This is a genomic window from Aporhodopirellula rubra (genome assembly GCF_014192335.1).
GTDB classification, from domain to species: domain Bacteria; phylum Planctomycetota; class Planctomycetia; order Pirellulales; family Pirellulaceae; genus Rhodopirellula; species Rhodopirellula rubra.
The window spans coordinates 185613-207813 of the sequence record NZ_JACHXU010000007.1 but is presented as its reverse complement, the minus strand read 5'-3'; the positions used below and the strand labels follow the sequence as shown (position 1 = coordinate 207813).

General features: G+C 56.1%; 11 protein-coding genes and 1 other RNA gene. 6 read left to right on the top strand and 6 right to left on the bottom strand.

Annotation, left to right across the window (positions count from 1 at the left end):
- Window positions 1-40 precede the first annotated feature (40 nt).
- The 5 genes from FHS27_RS11845 (at window position 41) to ssrA (ending at window position 8156) form a co-directional block, all read left to right on the top strand.
- Window positions 41-1732, top strand: coding sequence for an AAA family ATPase (locus FHS27_RS11845; protein ID WP_184305148.1), 1692 nt, complete (start codon window positions 41-43; stop codon window positions 1730-1732).
- A 162-nt stretch (window positions 1733-1894) separates the two neighbouring features.
- The gene (locus FHS27_RS11840) at window positions 1895-4201 is read left to right on the top strand and encodes a ribonuclease R family protein (protein WP_184305147.1); all 2307 of its coding nucleotides are present in this window, start codon (window positions 1895-1897) and stop codon (window positions 4199-4201) included.
- Window positions 4202-4372: 171 nt separating this feature from the next.
- Window positions 4373-5530 (top strand): PP2C family protein-serine/threonine phosphatase, encoded by a 1158-nt coding sequence (locus tag FHS27_RS11835; protein ID WP_246419588.1) that lies wholly within the window; start codon window positions 4373-4375, stop codon window positions 5528-5530.
- Between the two features lie 209 nt (window positions 5531-5739).
- On the top strand, window positions 5740-7644 hold the full coding sequence (locus FHS27_RS11830) for an alpha/beta hydrolase (protein ID WP_184305146.1): 1905 nt from the start codon (window positions 5740-5742) through the stop codon (window positions 7642-7644).
- 132 nt (window positions 7645-7776) lie between these two features.
- Window positions 7777-8156: a transfer-messenger RNA gene (ssrA, locus tag FHS27_RS11825) on the top strand.
- Between the two features lie 230 nt (window positions 8157-8386).
- Here ssrA and FHS27_RS11820 read toward each other — a convergent pair.
- The 6 genes from FHS27_RS11820 to FHS27_RS11795 all read right to left on the bottom strand — a co-directional run bounded on the left by FHS27_RS11820 (window position 8387) and on the right by FHS27_RS11795 (window position 20487).
- Window positions 8387-9661: a DUF1501 domain-containing protein gene (locus FHS27_RS11820; protein ID WP_184305145.1), complete on the bottom strand. Its 1275-nt coding sequence runs from the start codon at window positions 9659-9661 to the stop codon at window positions 8387-8389.
- A 90-nt stretch (window positions 9662-9751) separates the two neighbouring features.
- Complete coding sequence (locus tag FHS27_RS11815) at window positions 9752-13447, bottom strand: DUF1553 domain-containing protein (RefSeq protein WP_184305144.1); 3696 nt, start codon at window positions 13445-13447, stop codon at window positions 9752-9754.
- 2 nt (window positions 13448-13449) lie between these two features.
- Window positions 13450-14895: a DUF1501 domain-containing protein gene (locus FHS27_RS11810; RefSeq protein ID WP_184305143.1), complete on the bottom strand. Its 1446-nt coding sequence runs from the start codon at window positions 14893-14895 to the stop codon at window positions 13450-13452.
- Between the two features lie 152 nt (window positions 14896-15047).
- A complete protein-coding gene (locus FHS27_RS11805; protein WP_184305142.1) occupies window positions 15048-18257 on the bottom strand; it encodes a DUF1553 domain-containing protein in 3210 nt (1069 codons plus the stop codon).
- Window positions 18254-19993 (bottom strand): FecR domain-containing protein, encoded by a 1740-nt coding sequence (locus FHS27_RS11800; protein WP_184305141.1) that lies wholly within the window; start codon window positions 19991-19993, stop codon window positions 18254-18256. The genes FHS27_RS11805 and FHS27_RS11800 overlap by 4 nt, the downstream gene beginning before the upstream one ends.
- Window positions 19993-20487 carry a sigma-70 family RNA polymerase sigma factor gene (locus FHS27_RS11795; RefSeq protein WP_184305140.1) on the bottom strand — a complete coding sequence of 165 codons (495 nt, stop codon included), beginning with the start codon at window positions 20485-20487 and terminating at the stop codon, window positions 19993-19995. The genes FHS27_RS11800 and FHS27_RS11795 overlap by 1 nt, the downstream gene beginning before the upstream one ends.
- A 377-nt stretch (window positions 20488-20864) precedes the next feature.
- Between FHS27_RS11795 and FHS27_RS11790 the strand changes: the two genes are divergently transcribed.
- Complete coding sequence (locus tag FHS27_RS11790) at window positions 20865-22112, top strand: DUF1559 domain-containing protein (protein ID WP_044250604.1); 1248 nt, start codon at window positions 20865-20867, stop codon at window positions 22110-22112.
- Window positions 22113-22201 lie beyond the last annotated feature (89 nt).

Genomic DNA, 22201 nt, shown 5'->3' with positions numbered 1-22201 from the left:
TCCGATCGCTCAATCAAAGTTTTTTCGTTTGAGACCCATCATGCCCCACGCCAATGAACCCACCCGTGCCACGGGCGATGCACACGTTCCACAACAAACGGCGACCGCTGTTCACCCAAGATCGTTGCGTGAACGAATCGGTCAAGAAAACATGACGCAGTCCAGTGTTCTGGCGTCGCGGCGATTGGATGAAGCGTTATTGCGACTCGACCGAGCGGCAGGTCGCAACCGCACTCAAGAATCACAGGCTCCGGTCGCGAGACCAACGCAAGCCGTCGCGTATTCCAATCGTGTCGCGATGGCCCCACTTACCGGCGACTCCATCACGGGCGACTCCGTATCGGGTGATTCGTTCCAACAGGATGCCGCCGCGATGGGCGCGGGAGCATTGAATGTTGAGCGTGACCTGTACGACGAAGACTTTCAATCACCTCAGCGGATGCATCGCGCCGGGCTCGAGTTCGATCATTCGGTGTCGCAATCCAGTTCCATGTGGTTGGAAAACGAGGAGACCGCTCAGCAGATCCGTCTCGACACGGCCCATCCCTCACCGCAATCCGCACCTCATTTTGCACCTCGGATGAACCCCGAGCCGGTCGCCGAACATCCACCCGTCGACACCCGTCCGCCTGTCGCTGGTCCCGCCGAACCAGTCGAGGCAAACCGCGTCTCCGAGGAGCAAACGAGCATCTCGGCGGACGCTCTCGAAGCGATGTTCGCGCAGCCGATCGACGTCATGATTTTGTCGACGACCGCTCGCATCACTGATAACGAAGTCAAAGAACCAATCCCAGCACCGGAGCAAACCCGTTTGCATCAAGCGGACAACTCCGCGTCTCAATCCGCTGTTGCTGCTCCGGTCCAGCCGGCACCGGTGGTTTCGGCAGTGGAGCCCGCCGCAGTTGTGGTGGCAACTGAAGTTCCCGTGAAGCCTGAGGTTGCCGCGGAGCAACCCGTCGCTGCACCTCCGCAAACAACTGCACCGCCGCAAACAGCAACTCAACCCGAGTCGGCGACTCAACTCGAACCTGCGGCTGAACCACAACCGGTCACGCCTCCCGTTGTCGAAACCGAACCCGAGCCCGCACGCCAACCCGCACCGCTGGCTGAGTTCACCCCGGCTTGGCAAGTCGACGAGTTCATTGTCCCGGCAACGATTGATGAGCTGTTTTTGTCCGGATCGATCGCCGAACAACTTTCAGCCCGCTTGGCAAAGGCTCGCGAGCAAGGTCTCCGTACGATTTCCATCACGAGTACGAAACCCGGTGAAGGACGCTCGACCGTTGCCATCGGTTTGGCTCTCAGTGTTGCGTTCTCGGGACTACGCGTGGCTCTAGTCGATGCCGACCGTGAAGGAGTCAAAATCGCAACTGATCTGCACCTTGATCTCGACCACAGTTGGCCCGATGCGATCCGCGGGAACACGCCGCTGGAGGAAATCGCGGTCGCGTCCGATGCCGACGCGTTGACGCTCTTACCGCTGCTCGAACGCAACGGCGAAGCACCGTTTCAATCCGAAGAATTGCGTGAGATGCTCGTTCGGCTGCAAAAGTCGTTTGACATTGTCATTGTTGACTGTGGCCCTTCCTCGATTGCGGATTCGGTTTTGTGCGACACCGCCTTGATCGTGCGTGACATGCAACGAACGAAAGCCCTCGAGGTGGAAACGCTTGCTCTTTCGCTGCGACGCAACGGCCTCAGCGGTGTCGGTGTGATTGAGAATTTCTGTTAAACGGCCGTTCGATTTGATCGGCTGAGGGCTCGCGGCACGCATCTGGTATCGCGGTGACTCCCCACCACGGGGACGCTCTGTTTGGCGGTTGGGGGTGATGTTGGCGGAATCGGTATTTTCAGCGTCTCGCTTCCGGTTCACCCTGTCGCTATCCTGGGCGACATGGAAGTTTCTCAACAATTGACCGATCGTTTGCTTCGATGGGTCCATGCGGCGGAATATCGCCCTAGCAAACCAAAACAAATCGCCACCCATTTGAAGCTCGACGGCGATGAATATCGCGAACTACGTCGTGTGATCAAACAGCTCGTCCTTGAGGGGCGGCTCGTCTACGGTGGCAATCACCTTGTCATGGCGGCGGCCGCCGTCGGTGGTAGCGCCGACAGTATCCGCGGTAAATTTCGTCGCGCCATGGGAGGCGGCTTTGGATTCGTCCGTCCATCGAGCGGTGGGACCGATGCCGACGGTGACGTGCCCGAAGACGTGTTTGTGCCGCCCGGTGCCACGGGCGGGGCCATGGAAGGCGATCTCGTCGAAGTCGAAATCAGCCCGGGACGTCGCGGTGGTGTCGAGGGCGTCGTGATCGCGGTGATCCAGCGCGAACGTCGCCAATTCACCGGCACGTTCCGAACGAAACCGATGCCGCCCGATGAAGAGGACCGCGGACCCGTTGTCGAGATCGATGGCCCCGTTGTATATCTCGACGGCGTCCACTTCAATGCCCCGGTCAGCGTCGGAGATGTTCGCGGCTTGCCGCTCGTCGATGACGACAAGGTGTTTGTCGAGATCGTTGATTTCCCCGATGACGACGGGGGCGGGGGCGAAGCGGTCATTCTCGAACGCCTCGGCAGCAGCAAGAACCCCGCGATCGACACCCTGACGATCATGCGTCAGTACGGACTGCCGGACGAGTTTCCGGCCGCCGTTTTGGATGAAGCACGCGTTCGGGCGGATGAATTTGATGAAGACAATCCGCCGGAGGATCGTACCGACCTCAGCGATCTGTTGACGATCACGATTGACCCCTTTGACGCTCGCGATTTCGATGACGCAATCTCGCTCGGCCGTGAAAACGGGCGTTGGCGGTTGTGGGTGCACATCGCCGACGTCAGCCATTTCGTTCACGTCGGTGGCGCGATCGATGAGGAGGCTCGAAAAAGGGGCACGAGTGTTTATCTGCCCGATCGAGTGATCCCGATGATTCCCGAAATCATCAGCAACCACCTCGCGTCACTGCAACCCGATCGCCGTCGTCTCGTCAAATCAGTGGAAATTGAGTTCACTGACGACCTTACGATCACGCATACCGAAACGCACAACGCGGTCATCCGCAGTGACAAGCGGTTCAATTACGAGCAGATCGATCAATACCTCGCATCGCCCGAAGCGTTCCGAGAGGAATGGGGCGAGCCAATCTGCGAACTGCTCGATAACATGCACACCCTCGCGATGAAGATGCGCAAAAAGCGTTTCCGCGAAGGTTCGCTGTCGATGGACATGCCAGACATCAAGCTCGATCTTGATCGACTCGGCAAAGTCAAAGGTGCCTATCTGGTCGAACATACCGAGAGTCATCAGATCATCGAAGAGTTCATGTTGGCGGGCAACCAAGCGGTTGCGTATTGGCTCGATAACCTCGAACTGAACTTCTTGCATCGTATCCACGCGCCACCTGAGCGACGGAAACTTCGCAGCCTCACGTCGTTCGTCAAAGACCTCGGCATCGGAATCGACAACGTCGAGAGCCGCTTTGAAATCCAAGCGGTTCTGGACAAGGTCGCTGGCACTCCGATGGAAAATGCGGTGAACTTTGCCGTGCTCAAGAGCATGAACAAAGCGGTCTACGGCCCGCACCGCGAAGGGCACTACGCGTTGGACATGGAGCACTACTGTCACTTCACGAGTCCCATCCGGCGCTACCCGGATCTCAGCGTGCATCGGTTGGTGCAGAAACTAATCGATAAGAAGTCCACTCCCGACGAGTCGTTTGCCGAACTCGTTAAATTAGGGCATGAGTGCAGTGACGCCGAGCGAAACGCCGCATCGGCCGAACGCGAGTTGATCCAACTCAAGCTGCTTCATTTTCTCAAGAAGAAAATCGGCGAGACTCTCGAGGCGGTTGTCAGTCGTGTGTTCGCCGACGGTTTGCACGCACGTTGCATCAAATTGCCCGTCGACGGATTCGTTCCCGTCACGACGTTGCCGAGTGACCAATACCGTTTCGAACGGCGTGGCCAAATGCTCGTCGGATACAAGGAGGGCAACCAGTTTCGTCTTGGCGATCAGTTGGTGGTCCGCATCGATAAAGTTGATTTGCAGGACCGACAACTCTACCTGCGAGTGGTCAAGAATCTCTCTGCCGCGAAGGGCTCCGCTCGTCCACCTAAGGCCGCCGCAAAGGGGAAATCGATTTACAAATCGAAACGCAAAAATGAGCGTAGGGAGAAGAAGAAAAAACGCAAACGGTGACAAAGAGTCTCAGATTAGAGACTTGTGAAGCATCTGTTGGCGGTAATATAATAAGGGATGTCCGTTACCCCTCATAAGAGCGTGTTGCTTATGCCGCGTTCTTGTCTCGCAGCGGTTCGAAGTCTCTCGTCGGAAATCGGACCGACGAGAGCAAGCCAACTTGAGTCCCCATTGAACAACGCTCTTCCCATTGCAATCTTGCTTGTCGAAGACAGCCCGACCGCACGATTTCATGCGCAGGTTTGTTTGAAAAAAGGTCTCAGTGGAAAGTACTCGGTTCGCGAAGCAGACAGTCTGGCATCTGCTTTGGTGGCCCTCGATGAAACGAAGGTCGATCTCGTCCTGCTCGATCTAAATTTGCCCGACAGTCATGGACTAGAGACGTTCCGGAAACTGGCTCATGCCAGTGGCAACGCGGCAATCGTGATTATCAGTGGGGACACCGACGAGAGAACCGCCGTCAGCGCCGTTCGTTTGGGCGCTCAAGATTACATCGTCAAGGGTGACGACTTCACGCCCGAGTTACTCGGCCGTACCGTTCATTTCGCCGTCGAACGCAACGCTCGGCATTTGCTCGAAAAGGAACTCGCCAGCGTTCGGCACGATCTTGAGTTGGCCGACACGATCCAACAGCGACTGTATCCTCGCAACGAGTCGCAGTTTCCCAACGTCAGCCTTGCCGGTCGCTGTTCCTCGGCAACGCAAAATGGTGGTGACTTCTACGACTACATCACCCGCTTCGATGGCTCCCTAATGGTCGTTATCGGCGACGTCAGCGGTCACGGAATCGGACCCGCCATGATGATGGTCGAATCTCGCGCGTTTGTCCGCGCACTCGCGTCGACGCAAATGACGCTCGGTGAAATCATCACGCAAGTCAATCGGTTGCTCGCCGATGATATGCAGCAACAACTCTTTGTCACGCTCTTCGTCGCGAGCTTCAACGCCGAGGGGACCGAGTTATCATACTGCAGCGCTGGACATCCCGGTTACCTAGTGAAATCCGACGGATGTGTCGTCCGGTTGGAAACCGATAACCCGCCTCTGGGCATCAATCCGAAAGAACAATTCTGCGAATGCTGCGCGCACCAGTTCGAGCGTGGAGATTTGCTGGCTCTGTTCACCGACGGCATCTCCGAAGCCACGTGCGACCATCAAGACTTCCTCGGTGACCGCCGAGTCGTGGAGGAAGTTGTCATGGGTAGAAATTTGCCCGCGACACGCATTCTCGATTCGGTGTTCATGCTCGCTCAAAACTTCAACGGTAACGCGATCCAGCACGACGATCGAACCGCCGTGATCGTCAAGACGCAATCGTCTGGCTGCTGACGGTTTCGATTCGGCAATGGAACGCGTCGGGAATCCAGGGTCCCGGTTACCACATCGCACGCCCTGATTCTTCGCTAATCAGGGCATCGGTTGCGATCGCATCTCCCAGATCGACATTTACGTCGATCCCCCCGATAGCCTAAAAACGGGGCCGTCGCCATTGTGACGACACGAGAAGTGCAATCATTCCGATGGGTAGAGAGCAAGCGATGAACTGGCGAAACAATCACACGTGGCTAGCTGGAATCGTGATCATCGTGGTGGCGGGATGTTCTCGCGCTCCCGATCAAATGGCGGAAAATTCCTCGCCGGTGCAGGAGATCGAGCTTCCCGAAGAGTTTTCGACACCTCACCAACTCCCCAATGCGGCGCCGATGACGGGTCCGGCGAGCCAGTCGGTGGAACCTTTGGTGGCCGAGGTCGAGCCATCGCCGATTACCGGAACATCACCAACGCCCGCGATGCCACCTGTTGGTCAAGCGGCTCCTCCTGCTCGTCGGCCGCGCGCATCGGGCTCGTCGGCTTCGATTTGGAGCCAAAACGCGACAAAATCTGCTGTTCAGGAGAGCTACTCTCGATCTCGCGGCCCCTATTCACCCACACCGAGTAAGAGTTCGAAGGCACCGTCGTGGAAGTTCTCAGACAAGGGAGCATCCGGATCGTCATTCTCGGGCAATTCGACGCCTGCGAGCGGGATGGTTGAGATGTCGTCCGAAGAGGCGATGTCCTTCGATCAAGGCACCGCAGACGAAAATACCGCAGATGAAAGCATTGCGGACGAAAAAGCGGCTGCGAGCACGGCCGTCGAGAATCTTGCTCTCGAACAAATCGATCTGGATCAACCGGACGCTCCACTGACGTCTGATTCGCTACCGGCGGACAGCGGTGCGGAAGACTCCGAGTCGCCATTTCAATCCGTCGATGTGCTCTACGCGACTGACCGAAAACAGGACACTCACCCGTTGTCCGCCTATCAGTTAACCGGGCAGCGGCAACTCGTCAGTCTGCTCGGAATGGGCGTCGCGGCCACCGCAGTTCTCGCGATGCTCGCCTGGCTGCTGCGTCGCACGACGACGGCCAAACTCTCCGGTGGGCTCACGCTTGCGTTTTCGATCGCCGCTGCATGTGTGTTTTTCTCCGGCGCCGCTACGATTGAAAAACATGGCGTCACGTATACCGGTGATCGTGGAACGTTGGTCCGTGGCGTGTGCCGTGTCACAGTTCCCAAAACGCATACACCCGGAACGGTGGAGCGACCGAGTCTTCTCAAATTTGAAGTCTCCGAGGATCAATCCAAGCACATTGTTTTGACCAGTGTCGAAGAACTCGCGGGCGACGCGTTTTCGCAACGTCTCCATGCCGAAATCCAATCGGCCTCACAGCCCGACCTATTGGTGTTCATTCACGGTTACAACGTCGGCTTCGAATCGGCGGTTTTGAGAACGGCCCAAATCGCCGTCGACCTGCCATTCCAGGGCGTTCCGATTTGTTACAGTTGGCCGAGCCAAGGCACGTTGATGGGATACCCCGTTGATGAAAATAATGCCGCGTGGACGGTCGGGCACCTCAAGGAATTCTTAAACGAATTGGTCGACACTAGCGGGGCGAAGTCGATTCACGTCGTCGCGCATAGCATGGGCAACCGGGCCATGACCGCCGCAATGCAACAAATGGCGCTCACGCGACAGGACGCCGAGCCTATTTTCGATCGGGTCGTACTCGCCGCACCTGACGTTGATGCCGACTTGTTCCGCAAAGATCTCGCCGGTGCCCTTACGCAGGTCGCCGAGCAAGTGACGCTATACGCCTCGTCGGACGATCAGGCTCTCGTCGCATCCAAGGCCGTCCACGGATACCCGCGAGCAGGCGAGACAGGTGAATTTCTCGTGGTGGTGCCGGGGGTCGACACGATCGACGTCTCGGGCATCGATCTGAGTCTGCTCGGGCACAGCTACTACGGAGACAGCGAAGCGATTTTGCGGGATCTGTACGAGATGTTATTGTCGCGACTACCCGCGTACAAACGCAGTTCACTGGTTTCGCGAGATTACCAATCCCAGGTTTATTGGCAACTCGCCCACGGCGGGGCAATCGCCGCCGGCGTTTCTCGCTAACTGCCGAGCAAATCAGGCCGTTAATCCGCTCTGTCCGCGAAAGGGTGAACCTTTCCTTCGCCACCTGCGTCTGATAAGATAAGAACAGGATCTGAGCGGCGAATTAACGCCGTTCGGGTTCTCCCAAGCAACGGGGGCGACTTGGAATCGACCGGATGACAAGAAGCGAATACCTGCGTGTCGTGGTTGATCAGAAGGCCACGTAAAAATCTGATCAAAAATTTTTAGTTGCAGAAGAAAACTTTGCACTCGCCGCCTAAGAACAGGTAGCGCGGACTGATGGGGATCGCCAGAGTCGCCTGAATGTCCGTCACAATTCTGGATCGTCCATCGTCCTACTCGGGACGCGGTGGATTAAAAAAGATTCGAGTTAGCCGATCGGGGAGCCTGTCAGGTAGCGCCTCGTGAAGCGAAAAGGGGACTTCGAGTTCCTACAAATAGCTTGACTACACATGTAGACGGTGTCGTGGATGTATCGCGGGACGGGAGTTCAATCCTCCCCGCCTCCACTCAAGCCAGCCTGTGAGAAATCACGGGCTGGCTTTTTTTGTGCCCATCCTCCCAACGGCCGCGAAGTAGGCCGGATCAAAGAGCCCCGCGACGTCGCTCCGGCAATCGTGAGACATGTTGTGCCGGAACATCGCTTCGCTCGGTCCGGCCTACGAATTGACCGCCCATTGATTTGAAACATTGCGTTTGAGTTGTGTTTGGAAAAACACGCCTGCCAATGACGCCGTTTGGGCTAGCTGAAGAGTGTTTGGATGGGGCGGCCGCGGTCGGTGATGGGGACGGGGCGGTCGCCGTCGTAGAGATTCTTGGCCGGGTCGATGTTCAGGACGGCGCAGATGGTCGCGAAGAAATCGGGGATGCTGACGGGGTTTTGGAGGATCGTTTTCGATAGTTCGTCCGTCACGCCATAGGCGCCGCAATGATTCAGCCCACCACCGGCGAGCACGCACGAGAACGCTCTGCCGTGATGTCCTCGGCCTCCGCCACTGTCAAATTCCGGCGGTCGTCCAAACTCGGTCGTAATCACAATCAGGGTCTTGTCGAGAAGGCGATTGTTTTGCAGGTCCGTGATCAGAGCAGAAACGGCGTTGTCGAGTTCGCGAATCAACTTGTGCTGATTGAGAATCCCGGCGTTGTGGACGTCCCATCCGGCACCATTGAGGAAATTCAAATTATGGGAGACTTCGATGAACCGTACACCACGCTGCACCAAACGACGACTCAATAAGCAACGTTGCCCAAACTCGCCTCCATATTGATTGCGCAGACGATCGGGTTCTGAATCGAGTTGGAAGACGCCGCCGAATTCAGGACCGCTGAGTTTTAAGCTTTGTTCGATCGCCTCGTCATAGTCGCTCATCTTTTGATCGGCGACGGCCTTGCCGCTTTGTTTGAGCGCCGTCAAAAAACTTTCGCGTCGAGCCTGACGATCCGGCGTGATGCCATCGGGACGCGAAAGCCCGGCTGGACCCTGGCCGGTGTCGGTCAGATACAAATAGCTATCTTTGGCGCCAAGGAAACCTGGGCCGCGTGTCACGTTGGGGTATCCAATCAAGACATAAGGCGGTGCACCGTCGTGAACAGCGCCGCGTTCATGAGTCACGATCGAACCGAGCGACGGGTACGTTACCGTGCCACTGATGTCTCGACCTGTGTGCATCCGATTGGTCGCCGCAGCGTGCTCGTCGATGACTTCATGATGCACGCTCCGAACGGCCGTGACCCGTTCCATCAAATTGGCCATCTTGGGTAGGTGTTCACAAAGTTGGACACCGTCGACGCTTGTCTCAATCGGATCGTAGTAGGAGCCTGCCTTCTTCGCTTTGGGATCACCTTTACGCTTCGGATCGAACGTGTCGATCTGGCCCATGCCGCCACCGAGCCAAATGGAGATCACGTGTTCGGCCTTGCCGGCAACGGGGGTTGGTGTGGATTCAGCAGACACGAGACGAGGTAACAAAGCACCTGATGCTGCAATCGCAAGAGCCTGGCGGCGGTTGATATTCATTGCATAAAACCTTTCACGGAATGGAATAACGAAGCGTGACGGCGTTCCTTCGGGGCAAACCTTCGGCGTTGGACTTCACGGACCGGATTTCTAAGGAATCCAAACAAACTCGGCGTGGTTGACGAGACTCCACACCACGTCTTCGTAGACCTCTCTCCACTCGGGGCGAAGCCGAGGGTCCTCATGCGGGCCGCGCCTCACGCGACGTTCCCATTCCTGTTGGATCTCGTTCGCTTCGGGAACCAAGTGGTTCGTCCATGTCGACTGAGGCAGCAGCGGATCGTTCGGCGGTGGCGTGACGTCCGCCGGTGGCACCAACCGGTCCACAAATCCATGGTCCAGCGCGGCGACAAAGAGTTGACGTTCCGAAGAGTTCGGGTAGCGTGAAAGAAAACGCAGATACAGCGACGAAACCAGCTGCTCGGCAGACGTTGCCTGCACCGCTAATTCGGCGAGTTCGCTCTCGTAGGCGGCTCGCGTCAGCGATTTGGACAGATTGCCGTTCGCCAGAATACCGGGCTGCAGCACGTTGGGATCCGTCTCTCGCTCGATGATTGGTTGTTGACGGGTGCCCGTCCAACCGAACGCTTCGAGTACATCGACGACGGCCTGCGCTCGTGGTAACGAAAGACTCGGGCGATCACGTTCGTTGTTAAGTCCGGCGAACATCCACGCACGTTTCGGTTTGCCGAGTGTGACGCGTCGATTCATCGCCTGCGTTCCATCGTGAACGAAGGTCAATTCTTCGACATCCATTTTGCTACCGGTTGCCTGGAACAGTGAATCGACAACTTGCTCCGCCGTCAGTCGTCGTCGATCGGGTGCGGCAAAGTAACGCTGCTCCGGCGTCGCGGATTCGTTTTGTCCCATCGCCTCGCGTTGATAGGCACGCGACGTCATGATCAATCTCAGGACATGCTTCAAGTCGTAATCGTGCGTTACCAGTTCGATGGCCAATTCATCGAGCAGTTCAGGATGGCTCGGCGTTTTTCCCTCCCAATCATGGGCGGGTTCGACGAAGCCGGCACCCATCAAACGTTTCCAAAGATGATTGACAACAACCCGTGGGAATCGAACATTGTTTGGCGTGGTAAACAGAGCCGCCAAACGCTCTCGTGCGTCCTTGGGATTCTGCATGAGTTCATCGAGTTGTGGTGAATCTTCCGCTCCGGTGAAGTCCGCAAATGGCCACTTCGCTTTCACCGACTCGCCGAGTTTCAGCGTCACGCTAATCAACGACTCTCGCGTTTGATTTTCAAAGAACTCATCAGGCACCCGACTCGTCTTCGGTGGCGTGATCGATTTTCGCCCCAGCATCGCTGCGAGTGAAAACAGATCTTCCTGGGTTGTGTTGTGAAAGGGCGAGTCGTGGCAGCGAGCGCATTGCAGATCGATGCCCAGGAACGCCGCCGCCAACACGTGGGCTTTGGCGGCCATCGGTGCGTCGTTTTCTCCCGCGATGGCGAATCCGGCGCTGCCCCCGTAATGGGCGTCGCCACGCATCAAGATCAGTTCGGTCACCATCCGGTCGAGCGGTTTGTTGTCACGCAACGATTCATAGAGAAACCAGCGAAACGGTCCCGTGCTGCCGAGCGAAACGTTTAGCAGAGTCGGGTTTTCCGCTAACAAGTCCATCCACAAACTGACCCAGTGATCAGCGTACCGGTCATCGGCCAGCAACTTGTCGATGCTTTCGTTGCGGTCTGGATTTTCCAGGAATGCGGCGGCTTCAGCTTCGCTCGGCGGGACTCCGATCGTGTCGAGATAGACTCGCCTTAAGAACGACTCATCGCTCACAATTGACGCGAGTTCGGTTGTTTTTGGATCGATCGGCTGCGCGGGCCAAACCGCACCTGACGCTACCCACTGTTCGAGTGTTTGGATTTGATCGGGCGAGAGTCCCGTGTCGGTGGGTGGCATGTTGCCATCGCGAATCTGCACAATCAGTTCGCTGTTATCGGGATCGCCGGGCACGACCGCGGGAAGATCGGACTCACCACTCGCGAGTACGGCGTCGTGAGAATTCAGGCGTAACCCACCCTTGCTCTTTTCGCCATGGCAACGAAAGCACTCGTCACGCAAGATCGGTAACACACGCTCGTAGAAGTGCGTGGTCGTCGCTTCGTCATGTTGATTCGACTGAGAGACCGCGAGGCTGATCTTATTGGCAATCGCTCGATCGATTGGATGCTCTCTCGACGTGTGCTTCCCACGAGTTTGTTGGTGACTCACATCACGTGCGATTTCATGACGACGGTTCCAAAATGCGTTTTGCGATAACGAGGCCGTGCGACGCGATTTATCGTCTAGTTTGGTGAGCGATTCTTCAATCTTTATTAATTCCGAGTTAACGGCATCATCGGTCAGCGGAAGTGACATTGAAGGACCGAGCACCACAAAGGTGTCGCTATTTTCGTGCTGCATTGCAACGCAAACTTCTCCCGATTCTGTGCGGTAGCCTTTCCCGCCGACGACGAGTTCATAAATCACACGAAGCGATTTCGTTTGGTCGCCCGCGACAACGTATTCCCCGAATACTTCTTGTTGAGGAAACCGCACGACACGATTGCCCGGTGCGGGCGGATCAGCAATGGGGATAATGGGTTGCAGGTTTCCTCCACCATGTGGGTTCTTTCGCGTTCGGGCGACGACCTTTCCGTCGATCCAAAGCCGGCTCAACGATCTCGCCCTCACCAACACGCGATGCTTTCCCGGTTTTAGTGAAATGTCACTGGCGACTCGGACCAACAAAGGCGAGTTCCAGCGTCCGCGAATGCCCCATTCGTCGTAGCGGACAGGCACACGAGGCAAGAGAAACGCATCACCTGTCCAGCGTACCGTTTCGCGTGGCCATGATTCGCCTTCGAGCAACCAGCGAGCGTTGCTCGGCAAACCTTCGGCGACCGAGAACAGAACCTTGCCCGCGGGAACGTCGTTCAGCTCCGGTGCAATCTCGGGAAGCGGTTTGGGGACCGGTTTTGCCGCCGCGACTCGCGGGCCACCGACTCGATTGAAACGTGACGCAATCGTTTTGTCAGTTAAACGCTCTCGGTGCACGGCAACGTTATCGAGGTATCCGACGAAGCTATTTGCACGGGCACCGCCTTGTGATGATCCGATCCAGACGGCGTCGGCGTCCACCACAGGAGGTTCCTCGGTTGTTCCGCCCATGTCCCAACGACCTTTGGCGGGCTGCCCATCGATCCAGCCGCGAATCGAATCAGGCGTCCCGAATCGGTATGTCACCGCCATGTGATGCCATCCTGTCGCGCACTCGAATCCTTCGTCGGATGTCCATCGGTGCCAATGCGATTGATCGGATGTGAGCTTCGTCGCAAACAGAAAGCTCGCTCGCACCGTTCCACCATGCGAGACGGTGCGAAGTGCCCAGTTCTGATTGTCCGGTGGATAGAGGGGCGAGCCGGTTCGACCTTTGCCGATCACGTACATCTGTTGCCCGTCGCGGGCCGTGTCGACTTTGACCCACGCTTCGATGGTGATGTCGTCACCGTTTCGAAACTGAAATCGGTCGTCGTTGAGATATTTAGGAACGGCCAGGTAACCGCCACCGTTGAACTTCAACGCAGTGTTGTCATCGGAGAAATCAGGATACTCGGGAGGCCTCGGGCCCGCTTGGTCACGCTCGACTTCGCCGTTGAGGTCCAGTGGTGCGGCGCCCTCGCTATCGAACGTCCATCTCGCCGCGACACTCTCGTCGGTCGCATGGGCTGATGTCATGCCAGCGATTGTTAGCGTGATCGCCGCGAAAAAGAATCGAGTATTCATGGCTATCCCGTTACCAGTTGTTTGCAGAAAGTTCCTTCATTGATCGTGGGGCGTTCGGGGCGACCCTTGTGAATGTAGGTCAGTTCCATGTTGCCGAGTCCGAGCAGATGCAGGATGCTCGTGTGTAGATCTTGGACGTGTTGGCGGTCGACCGTTGCGTGCAGCCCGAGTTCGTCGGTCTGCCCAATCGCTTGACCGCCTTTGACGCCGCCGCCCGCCATCCACATCGTAAAACCGCTCGGATTGTGGTCGCGGCCGCTGCCCTTTTCACTCATCGGTGTCCGTCCGAATTCGCCGCCCCAGACGACGAGTGTGTCGTCCAGCATGCCCCGACGTTTGAGATCTTTGAGGAGCCCCGCAATGGGTTTGTCAACGCCGCGGCACAGCGCCGAGTGGTTGCCTTCGATGTTGCTGTGTGAATCCCACTTTGACCCCGCGCCGCTGTACAACTGGATGAACCGAACATCACGCTCGGCTAGGCGTCGACCGAGCAAACAGAGACGCCCGTAGCCGCTCGTCTCTTTGTCGTTGATTCCGTACAGTTCGAGCGTCTCTGCCGTTTCGTCACTGAGGTCGATCGCGTCGGGAGCTTCGGATTGCATGCGGAACGCTAACTCATAGCTCGCAATGCGGGCTTCTAGTTCGGTCTGCTCAGGATGGTAGTCCGCATAGTTGCGATTGAGCGTGTTCAGGAAATCCAGTTTCGACAACTGTCGTGTTTGGGTGATGCCTTCGGGAGTGTTCAAGTAGGGGATCGGCTGAGACCCTTCGCTGAGCCGCGTGCCCTGATACGCCGCTGGCATGAACCCGCCACTCCAGTTTCGTGGGCCGTTGACGATTTGAGAGTTGTTGTCCTGCATGACAACGAAGGCGGGAAGGTTTTCGTTTTCACTGCCGAGTCCGTAGGTCACCCAACTGCCCAATGATGGCCGGCCGCTCAAGATCGAGCACGTGTTCATTTGACAAACGCCTGCGGAATGATTGATTCCGTTGGCAACGCACGAGCGAATCACGGCGAGGTCGTCCGCACACTCGGCGGTGTGAGGCAGCCAGTCGGAAATCCACAACCCTCCTTCGCCATGTTGTTTCCACTTGCGTTTGCTCGGAAGGAGAGGCGACTTCATCTCACCCATTGCCGTGATCACTTCACCAAAGCTATCCGGGATCGCTTGGCCGGCTAACTCGTTGAGCAAGGGCTTCGGATCGAACAGATCTACATGGCTCGGTCCTCCCTCCATGAACAAGAAAATGACGCGTTTCGCGGTCGGTTTGTGGTGCGGGAGTTTGGGGGCGACCGGATTGAGTGACGGTCCCTTGGGATCGCTGTCGCTCGCACGGATCGGCTCTGCGTTCGCGCCGGACATGAGCCCAGCCAAGGCGACGGCGCCAAAGCCGGCACCGCTGTGTGCAAGGAACTCACGTCTCGATTGGGGGATCTTGATGTGCATGACACGTTGAGGTGGGGAGGGAAGGGAGGCGGGAAATCGATATTCGCCCAAAGGATTGCAATCGATTGGCTCGGAGGGTTGGAGGATGCGTTTCTCTTGTCAGAGCGAACCGCATGGTGAGGTCCAACTCGTGACCGATTAGACGAGAGAACCTAATTCACATATAAGAACTCATTCGAATTGAGTAACGCGTGGCAGAAATCGACGAGTGCCGCTTCTTCGGGCGTGTCGTCGATGATGGCTTCGCCGGACGCAGTGATTCCATGTTTGTCGCTGACGCTGTTTCGACGGACGCCCGGGTCGACTTCGAATTGCCAGTACCCGACCACGCCAGGGATGTCACGTTCCACCGTCTGCAGGATCTCATCCACATGGATCGCTCGGCTGACCAATCGCACATCGTCAACTAAGCCGTCAAATTGGCTTGCGCCGGTGTCGCTGCGTCGACCGATTGAGACGGGAGCCTCGTTGGTGATGCCTTCGCTGATGTGATGTTCGACCTCCGCGATTTGCAGCGGTTCGTCATCGTTCGATAAGTCCTTCAAGAAAAACGTGACCTTGCCTGGTTTGTCTTCCGTTGCCAGTCGAACACTCGCCGATGCGTAGTACGGAGTATGCAACGCGATATGTTGGTCCGAGAAGACCGCAGCTTCACCCAATTTGCCACTTCGTAACTGGCCGAACATGTGCATGACCAGCGTTTGCGGTTTGCGGCGGGAGCCCTTTCCCGTGACGCCAAAGTTCCATCCAACAGGATTCTTTTTCGCGTTCCATTTGCTGACGATCGAACGAACACTTCCCGAGTTAGCGATCGATCGCAATTGAAAGAACGTTTCGATTGTGAAATCGCCGAGGTTCAATTCGGGAGCATGGGGAATCGACAAAACCAACGATGGATCGTCGATTTGAAAGCGGACGGCCTGACCATCGCGGTAAGGCAATTTAGAAGTCTCGATGAGTGTTTGATCTTCTTCTTGTTCCGATCGTTGCTTCTGGAGAGAACGCAGGTGAGAGGTCTGTCCGGCAATGAACTCCAGTGACGATCTGATTTCGTCGGGCGTGGCCTCGCGGCCAAAGGTGCGTCGCCACGCGATCGCGATTCGCGTTTCCAAATCGCTCGATTGCCGCGAGACGAGTTCTGCCAAGGATCTCGCGTAGGACAGCATTTGGTCGCTGTTGAACAGCAACAGTGACTGGATCGGCGTCGTCGTCGTATTGCGAGATGAGTTGCTCGAAAAGAACTGCGGCAGATCGAAGCTGTTTAGCAACTGATCGGGTGAATTTCGCATTTGGCGAGTGTAGATCGACCGATACGGTGAATCCGCATGAACGCTGCCTCCGCCGTTGCGGTCTTTCAAACGTCCACAGACGAGGAGCAACGAATCTCGAATTTGCTCTGCACTCAAGCGTGATGTGTCGTGCCGCCAATAGAATTCGTTGGCGGGATCGATTTGATGGAAAGTGGCGAATTCAGAGTGTTGCGTCGATTGCCGATAGGTCGCCGAGAGCAAGATTTTGCGATGCAGTGACTTCAAACTCCAGTCGTCTTTGATTAACTCAGTTGCGAGCCAATCGAGTAGTTCGGGGTGTGATGGTGGGCCGCCGAGAATGCCAAAGTCGCTGGTGTTTTCGGCTAGCCCACGACCGAAGTGGCTTTGCCAAATGCGATTGGCGATAACGCGTGCGGTTAACGGGTTTTCGGGCGTGGTGATCCATCGAGCTAACGTCGTGCGGCGACCGCTGGTGGTTAATGACTGCGACGCGACGATCGGCAACGGCGATGCTTCCATGATGGTGGGGACGCCTGGTTCAATCGTTTTGTTTTTGAACTTGGGGATCGTCGTCGGTGGCGGCGGTTTGATGACCTCGGTCACGGACATCGCCGTCGGCAGCGGTTTCGGTTTCAGCGAGTCGAACGCTTTGAATTTTCGGCGCAGTTCAACCAACCGCTCTTTGTCATCTCCTTTGATGATCGAATTGAGGCGGTCGTGTTCGGCCTGGACTTGGCGTTGAACGAGATAAGTCAGTTGATCTTCGTAGGCCGTTCGTTGATCTTCGGGTGTGCGCGCGATCGCTTGAATGTCTTCGGGGAAGCGGTCGATGGCAATGTCGCGATACTTGTCGCGATAAGGCTGTTCAATCGCAGCAATTTGCTCGCGGATGGTTGCTGTTTTCTCTTCCCATCTCTTCTGTTTGACGTCATGACGAGCGATTTCTTCCGCGGTGGCGACGGAAATATCGCGGGGCATGATGGGGGCAAAGAAGGCGCGGAGGCGGAAGTAGTCTTGCTGCAGTAACGGATCGAATTTGTGGTTGTGGCACTTGGCGCACTGCAGTCCCAACCCCATGAACACGTCTGCGGTCGTGTCCGTGAGATCTTCGATGATCGTATTCCACTGCGTCGGGGCGTCGCGAATATTCCATTCGTATACCCAGTGACGCAAATAGCCCAGTGCGACCTGCGCGTCGAGGTCGCCGGGGAACATTTCGTCTCCCGCTAATTGTTCTTGGACGAAGCGGTCGTAGGGTTTGTCGTCGTTGAATGATCGAATGACGTAGTCGCGGTAACGCCACGCCTGAGGACGAAAACCGTCCGCGCGATATCCGTCGCTGTCGGCGTATCGGACGAGGTCGAGCCATTGCCGGGCGGCGTGTTCGCCATACCCTTTCGAGTCGAGCAGTGAATCAACGAGTCTCGCGTACCCGTCGAGTGAATCGTCATCGAGGAAAGCGGTGACTTGTTCCGGTCTAGGCGGCAATCCCGTCACGTCAAGATAGAGTCGACGCACGAGTTCCGTTTTGGTCGCTTCACGGGCAGGCGACAATCCTTCGGACAGCATACGGTCGCCGATGAAATGATCGATCGGATTGATTGCCCAACCACTCCTCTCAACACCCGGGACCCGTGGTTTCTTCAATGGTTGAATTGCCCACCACGCACGGTCTTGGTCGTCAAATTGTTCGCGTTTGCGTAGCGGGGCGTTGGGGTCTGCGCCCGGCCACGGCGCTCCAATGGAAACCCAGCGGGTCAACGTTTGGATTTCCTGGTCGGTTAGTTTTTCGCCAGGGGGCATCTCCAACGATTCATAGTTAATCGCATCAATCAGCATGCTTTCGTCGGGCTTGCCGGGAACAATCGCGGGGTCACCGGATTCGCCACCGAGCATCAAATCCGCAAACGTGTCGAGACGAAGCTCGCCATTCGACTTCGCATCGCTGTGGCATTCATAGCAACGCTTTGCCAGCAACGGCCGCACTTCATTTTCGAAGAATTTCGCGTGACCCGGCGACACGTCTTGACCACGAGCACCCGGTGCGAAGCATCCTAGAATCAGTAATGGAATCAGTTTCCGCACGTTCATTCGCCTTCCTCTTGTTCAAAAGGAAGTCCCGCAATAAAGACCGGGTCGATGAAGTGTTCGTCGTCCATCACATCTTGAAAGAAGAGGCCTTCGACAATCGAGTTGTCGGCGTAGCCGAGGTCGCTGAAATCGATGCTCACCGCGATCGCCCAAAATGACATCGCGGGATTACGTATCTCAAACGTTCCGTTGAGCAAATCATCGAGTGACTGGATCTGAGAGTCGAACTGCATCAGTTCGAAATCGGGGAGTGCCCACGCTTCCGGTGAATTCAACGTGATGTCGTAACGCATCACTGTATGCGATCGCAAATTAGGTTGAAACTTCAGCGGACTGACGTGGAAACCATCGCCTGCGACAGGATTCATGGCCGATTGCAACTCAAAAAACACGACGTCGGGTCCGGGGCGATTGACGACAGGTTCGCGAAATCGAATCGCCATTCCCAGTGTGAGTTCCTTGCCATCGGCGTGACTCATCACGGGATCCTGTGTCAGTGGTTCGCGGCTGCCGCCGGGATTGATCAAGCCGGTATGGAGAAAGGCGTCCGTCTCCAACGCTGCACGCCGAGCATCTCCCTCGCCAGCGCTGACGCCGATATGTGTTGAGAGATTGCTGGTGTTGTTGCCTCCGCGAAAATGGATCACCTCCACGCCGATTAACTCGTCAACGTGGTAGAGACGCTGAACACCCGCGTGTTGAATGGAAACGCTTTCGAGCTTCCCTTTTGAATCCTGACTTTCGTTCGCGAGATGAAATCCGACAATCCGGTCGGGCAGTTGACTGCGGTATTGAGAGGGAGTGAAGTCAACCGAAGAAGATTCTCCGCCGTCGAAGCGGCTCGCTTGTTTCTCCTTAAGAAGAACCTTCTCCGAGTCGTTCTTGTCGAGTTGGCGTACCTCGGCGGCGCCTTCGATAACCTGCACCTCAGTATTGCCGCCTTCGTCGACCGAAACCGAAAAACGTGTCCCGAGGTCGGTGACTTCCGTTTGAGGAGTGATCACTTGGAAGCCCTCGGCGCCGTCGGGTGCGTGCACGCTGCATTTACCGGCTTTGACCAAGAGTTGCATCGGATCGGTGATTTCGATCACGCTCGGTGCTTCTAAAATGACTTCCGCGCCGCATGGAAAAATCAGCGACATCATTCCATTTACCAATGCATATTCATGCTGGTATTGCAACGAATACCCTTTGGCCGGAGCCATCTCATTGAAAAGCTCGGCACCCGCGAGGTCTGACAATCGGACCAAATCTTGATCCGTCTTCTTGGCAACGACTTGCTGGACCAGCGTAGGTTCGTTCTTGATGCTCTCAACGGATTGCGTGGTGTAGAACGCAATCGCAAACATGAGCGACACGGCTACCGACGCGACCGATACGATCCAAGGCGCTAGGTTGCCCTGGCAAGGTGTTGCAACAGCACTTTCTCGTTTCGATTGGTGCGTTCGGGTTTGAGAGGACGTTTGCCGCGATGCCGCGTATTCGGCGAGTGTTGACGCCCAATCGAAAACTGAATCTGCCTTTGCGTTCTTTTCGTCGGAGTCTCGCACGAGAACGTTCACCATCTCCGATTGCAGATCCATGTACCGCAAAAAGAGAATCCGATTTCTCGAATCGTCGCGAAGGAGGAAATCCAGTTCCTCGATTTCTTCCTGCGTGATCGTTCGGTCGATGAAAGCGGACCCGAGTTCTTCGAGCCGGGGACGTGAGGTATGCGGGTTGTTGTTCTGGCTCATCAAAACTCATCCATCGCTAGTTTTTTATCGATGCAATTCATTAAGAGATGTCGGATTCTTTTCAGATCGCGGAACAGGGTGCGTCGACTTGCGTTCACCTTTTCTGCGATGAGATCGGGCGCGATGCCTTCGAGGTAACGCGATCGCACGAGTTCGAGATCGCTCTCGGGCAACTGACTCATGCACTCGCCGAGCAGGGTCAGACGTTCACTTAACGCAACTTCCTGTGTCTGTCGCTCCTGCGCCAAGAGTTCCAAGACGTCGCCACTGAGAAGTGGCATTTGCCTTGATTGACTTTCACGCCATTTAAGTACGTGGATGTATGCGAACTTATATGCCCACGGCAGGAACGGTCGGCTCGAATCGAAAACTTCGAACTTTTCGTAGAGTGCAAATGATGTCTCTTGCAAAACATCTCGTGCGTCGTGCGAGGTACCGACGAGCGAGTGGATGTAACGATACAGTTGATCGTGGTGTTCAGATAACAACTGCACAAGCGTTTCGGATTTCGATTGGAGAGGGTCTAAAGGGATCACAGCGGATTCTCTTGCTCCTTTTCGATTGGCGAGTCATGCAAACTCATCTGATACCGCCTGCGTTGATCTCGGCGAGATGAAGCTGTTGCCAACGCGGATGGCAGATAGCAATGTTCATCACAAGAAGTGCCACGCGGTCGCTCTTACTTAGTGGCTTTGCCGATAGCGTGCCACGATTTCTGATGATTTGAATCAATTTCGAGGGCATTTAACGAAATCGATTCTTTTTGAGGGAATTCATGGCACTGCGACAATCTACCACGGAAACAAGTTGTGCGGGGATAAAGTGCCCCGTTCTGGATTTTTCGTCACCTCGCTTCTTCGGAGTGCTATTGATGTGTTTTCACAAGACAACACGTGTCCGCCAGGGTTTCACCTTGGTGGAACTATTGGTCGTCATTGCCATTATTGGTGTGCTCGTCGGATTGTTATTGCCCGCGGTGCAGGCGGCTCGAGAAGCCGCTCGAAGAATGAGTTGTAGTAACAATTTCAAGCAACTCGGCCTCGCGATTCACAACTACCATTCCGCCTATGACCAGCTACCGCGGTTGCAAGGTGGAACGAATGCGATTGGTGCAATTAACGGTGGCACAACGGCGCCATCTTCTAACAACCGTGAAGAACTCAGTATTCTCGTAGGGTTGATGCCCTTCATGGAGCAGCAAGCCCTTTGGGAGCAAATCTCGAATCCGCTCCAAGATCAGAATGGGAACATCCATCAACCCATGGGCGGTAACCCGCAGGCCAATTTGAGCCACCATCAGATCAGTCGTTATGAACCGTGGCTGACGGAGGTTCCCGGTTTGCGTTGTCCTAGTGACCCCGGTGCCGGTTTGCCATCGGCGGGCCGCACGAACTATGTCGCCTGCTCCGGTGATTCGGCATACATCTGCAATCACGGGTACGCCGATGAAGATGGGAATCGTACCAGCCCGAACAATCTATCTGAGTTGGCTCGGGCGTCTTGCCGCGGAATGTTCAAAGCTCGAGCGGACTCCTATTTCCGTGACGTCTTGGACGGCCTCTCTAACACGATCGCCATGGGTGAAATTCCAACCGACTTGGGTGATCAAGACAAACGAACCCACGGGAAGGCCGACATCGGTGGAGCGGCAAGTGGTCGTGGTACGGGACAGGGAATCCGAGGGCCAGGCGAGGCGCTTTCGTGCCGTACGTTCATCGATCCTGAACGTCCGCAGTTTTGGGCCAGTGGTACGAACGTCGGCGACGCTGAGCAACGCCGAGGCTATAAGTGGGCGTCGGGACGTCCGATGTACGGTCAGATGAACGCGATCCTAGCTCCCAACAAAGAAATTTGTGTCGCCAAAGGGACCAGCCCACGGGCAAATTATCACGGCAACGCGATGATTGCTCCTCCCGGAAGTCGGCATCAAGGTGGCTGCCACATCTTGATGGGCGACGGTGCGGTCAAGTTCATCACGGACTCCATCGAAGCGGGCGACGAGACAAGTTCGCAGGTCTACTATGGCGGTCCGATTGCACCCGGATCGAAAAGCCCGTTCGGCTTGTGGGGTGCTCTAAGCACCGCCGCATCCAAAGAAACAATCGAAGCGGACTTCTAATCAGTTCTCGTTTCGGCTTTGAATGATTCGTGTTGCAGAATCGTTGTTCTAATTATTCTGCATGTTGAAGCGGTTGCGTTTGATGATTG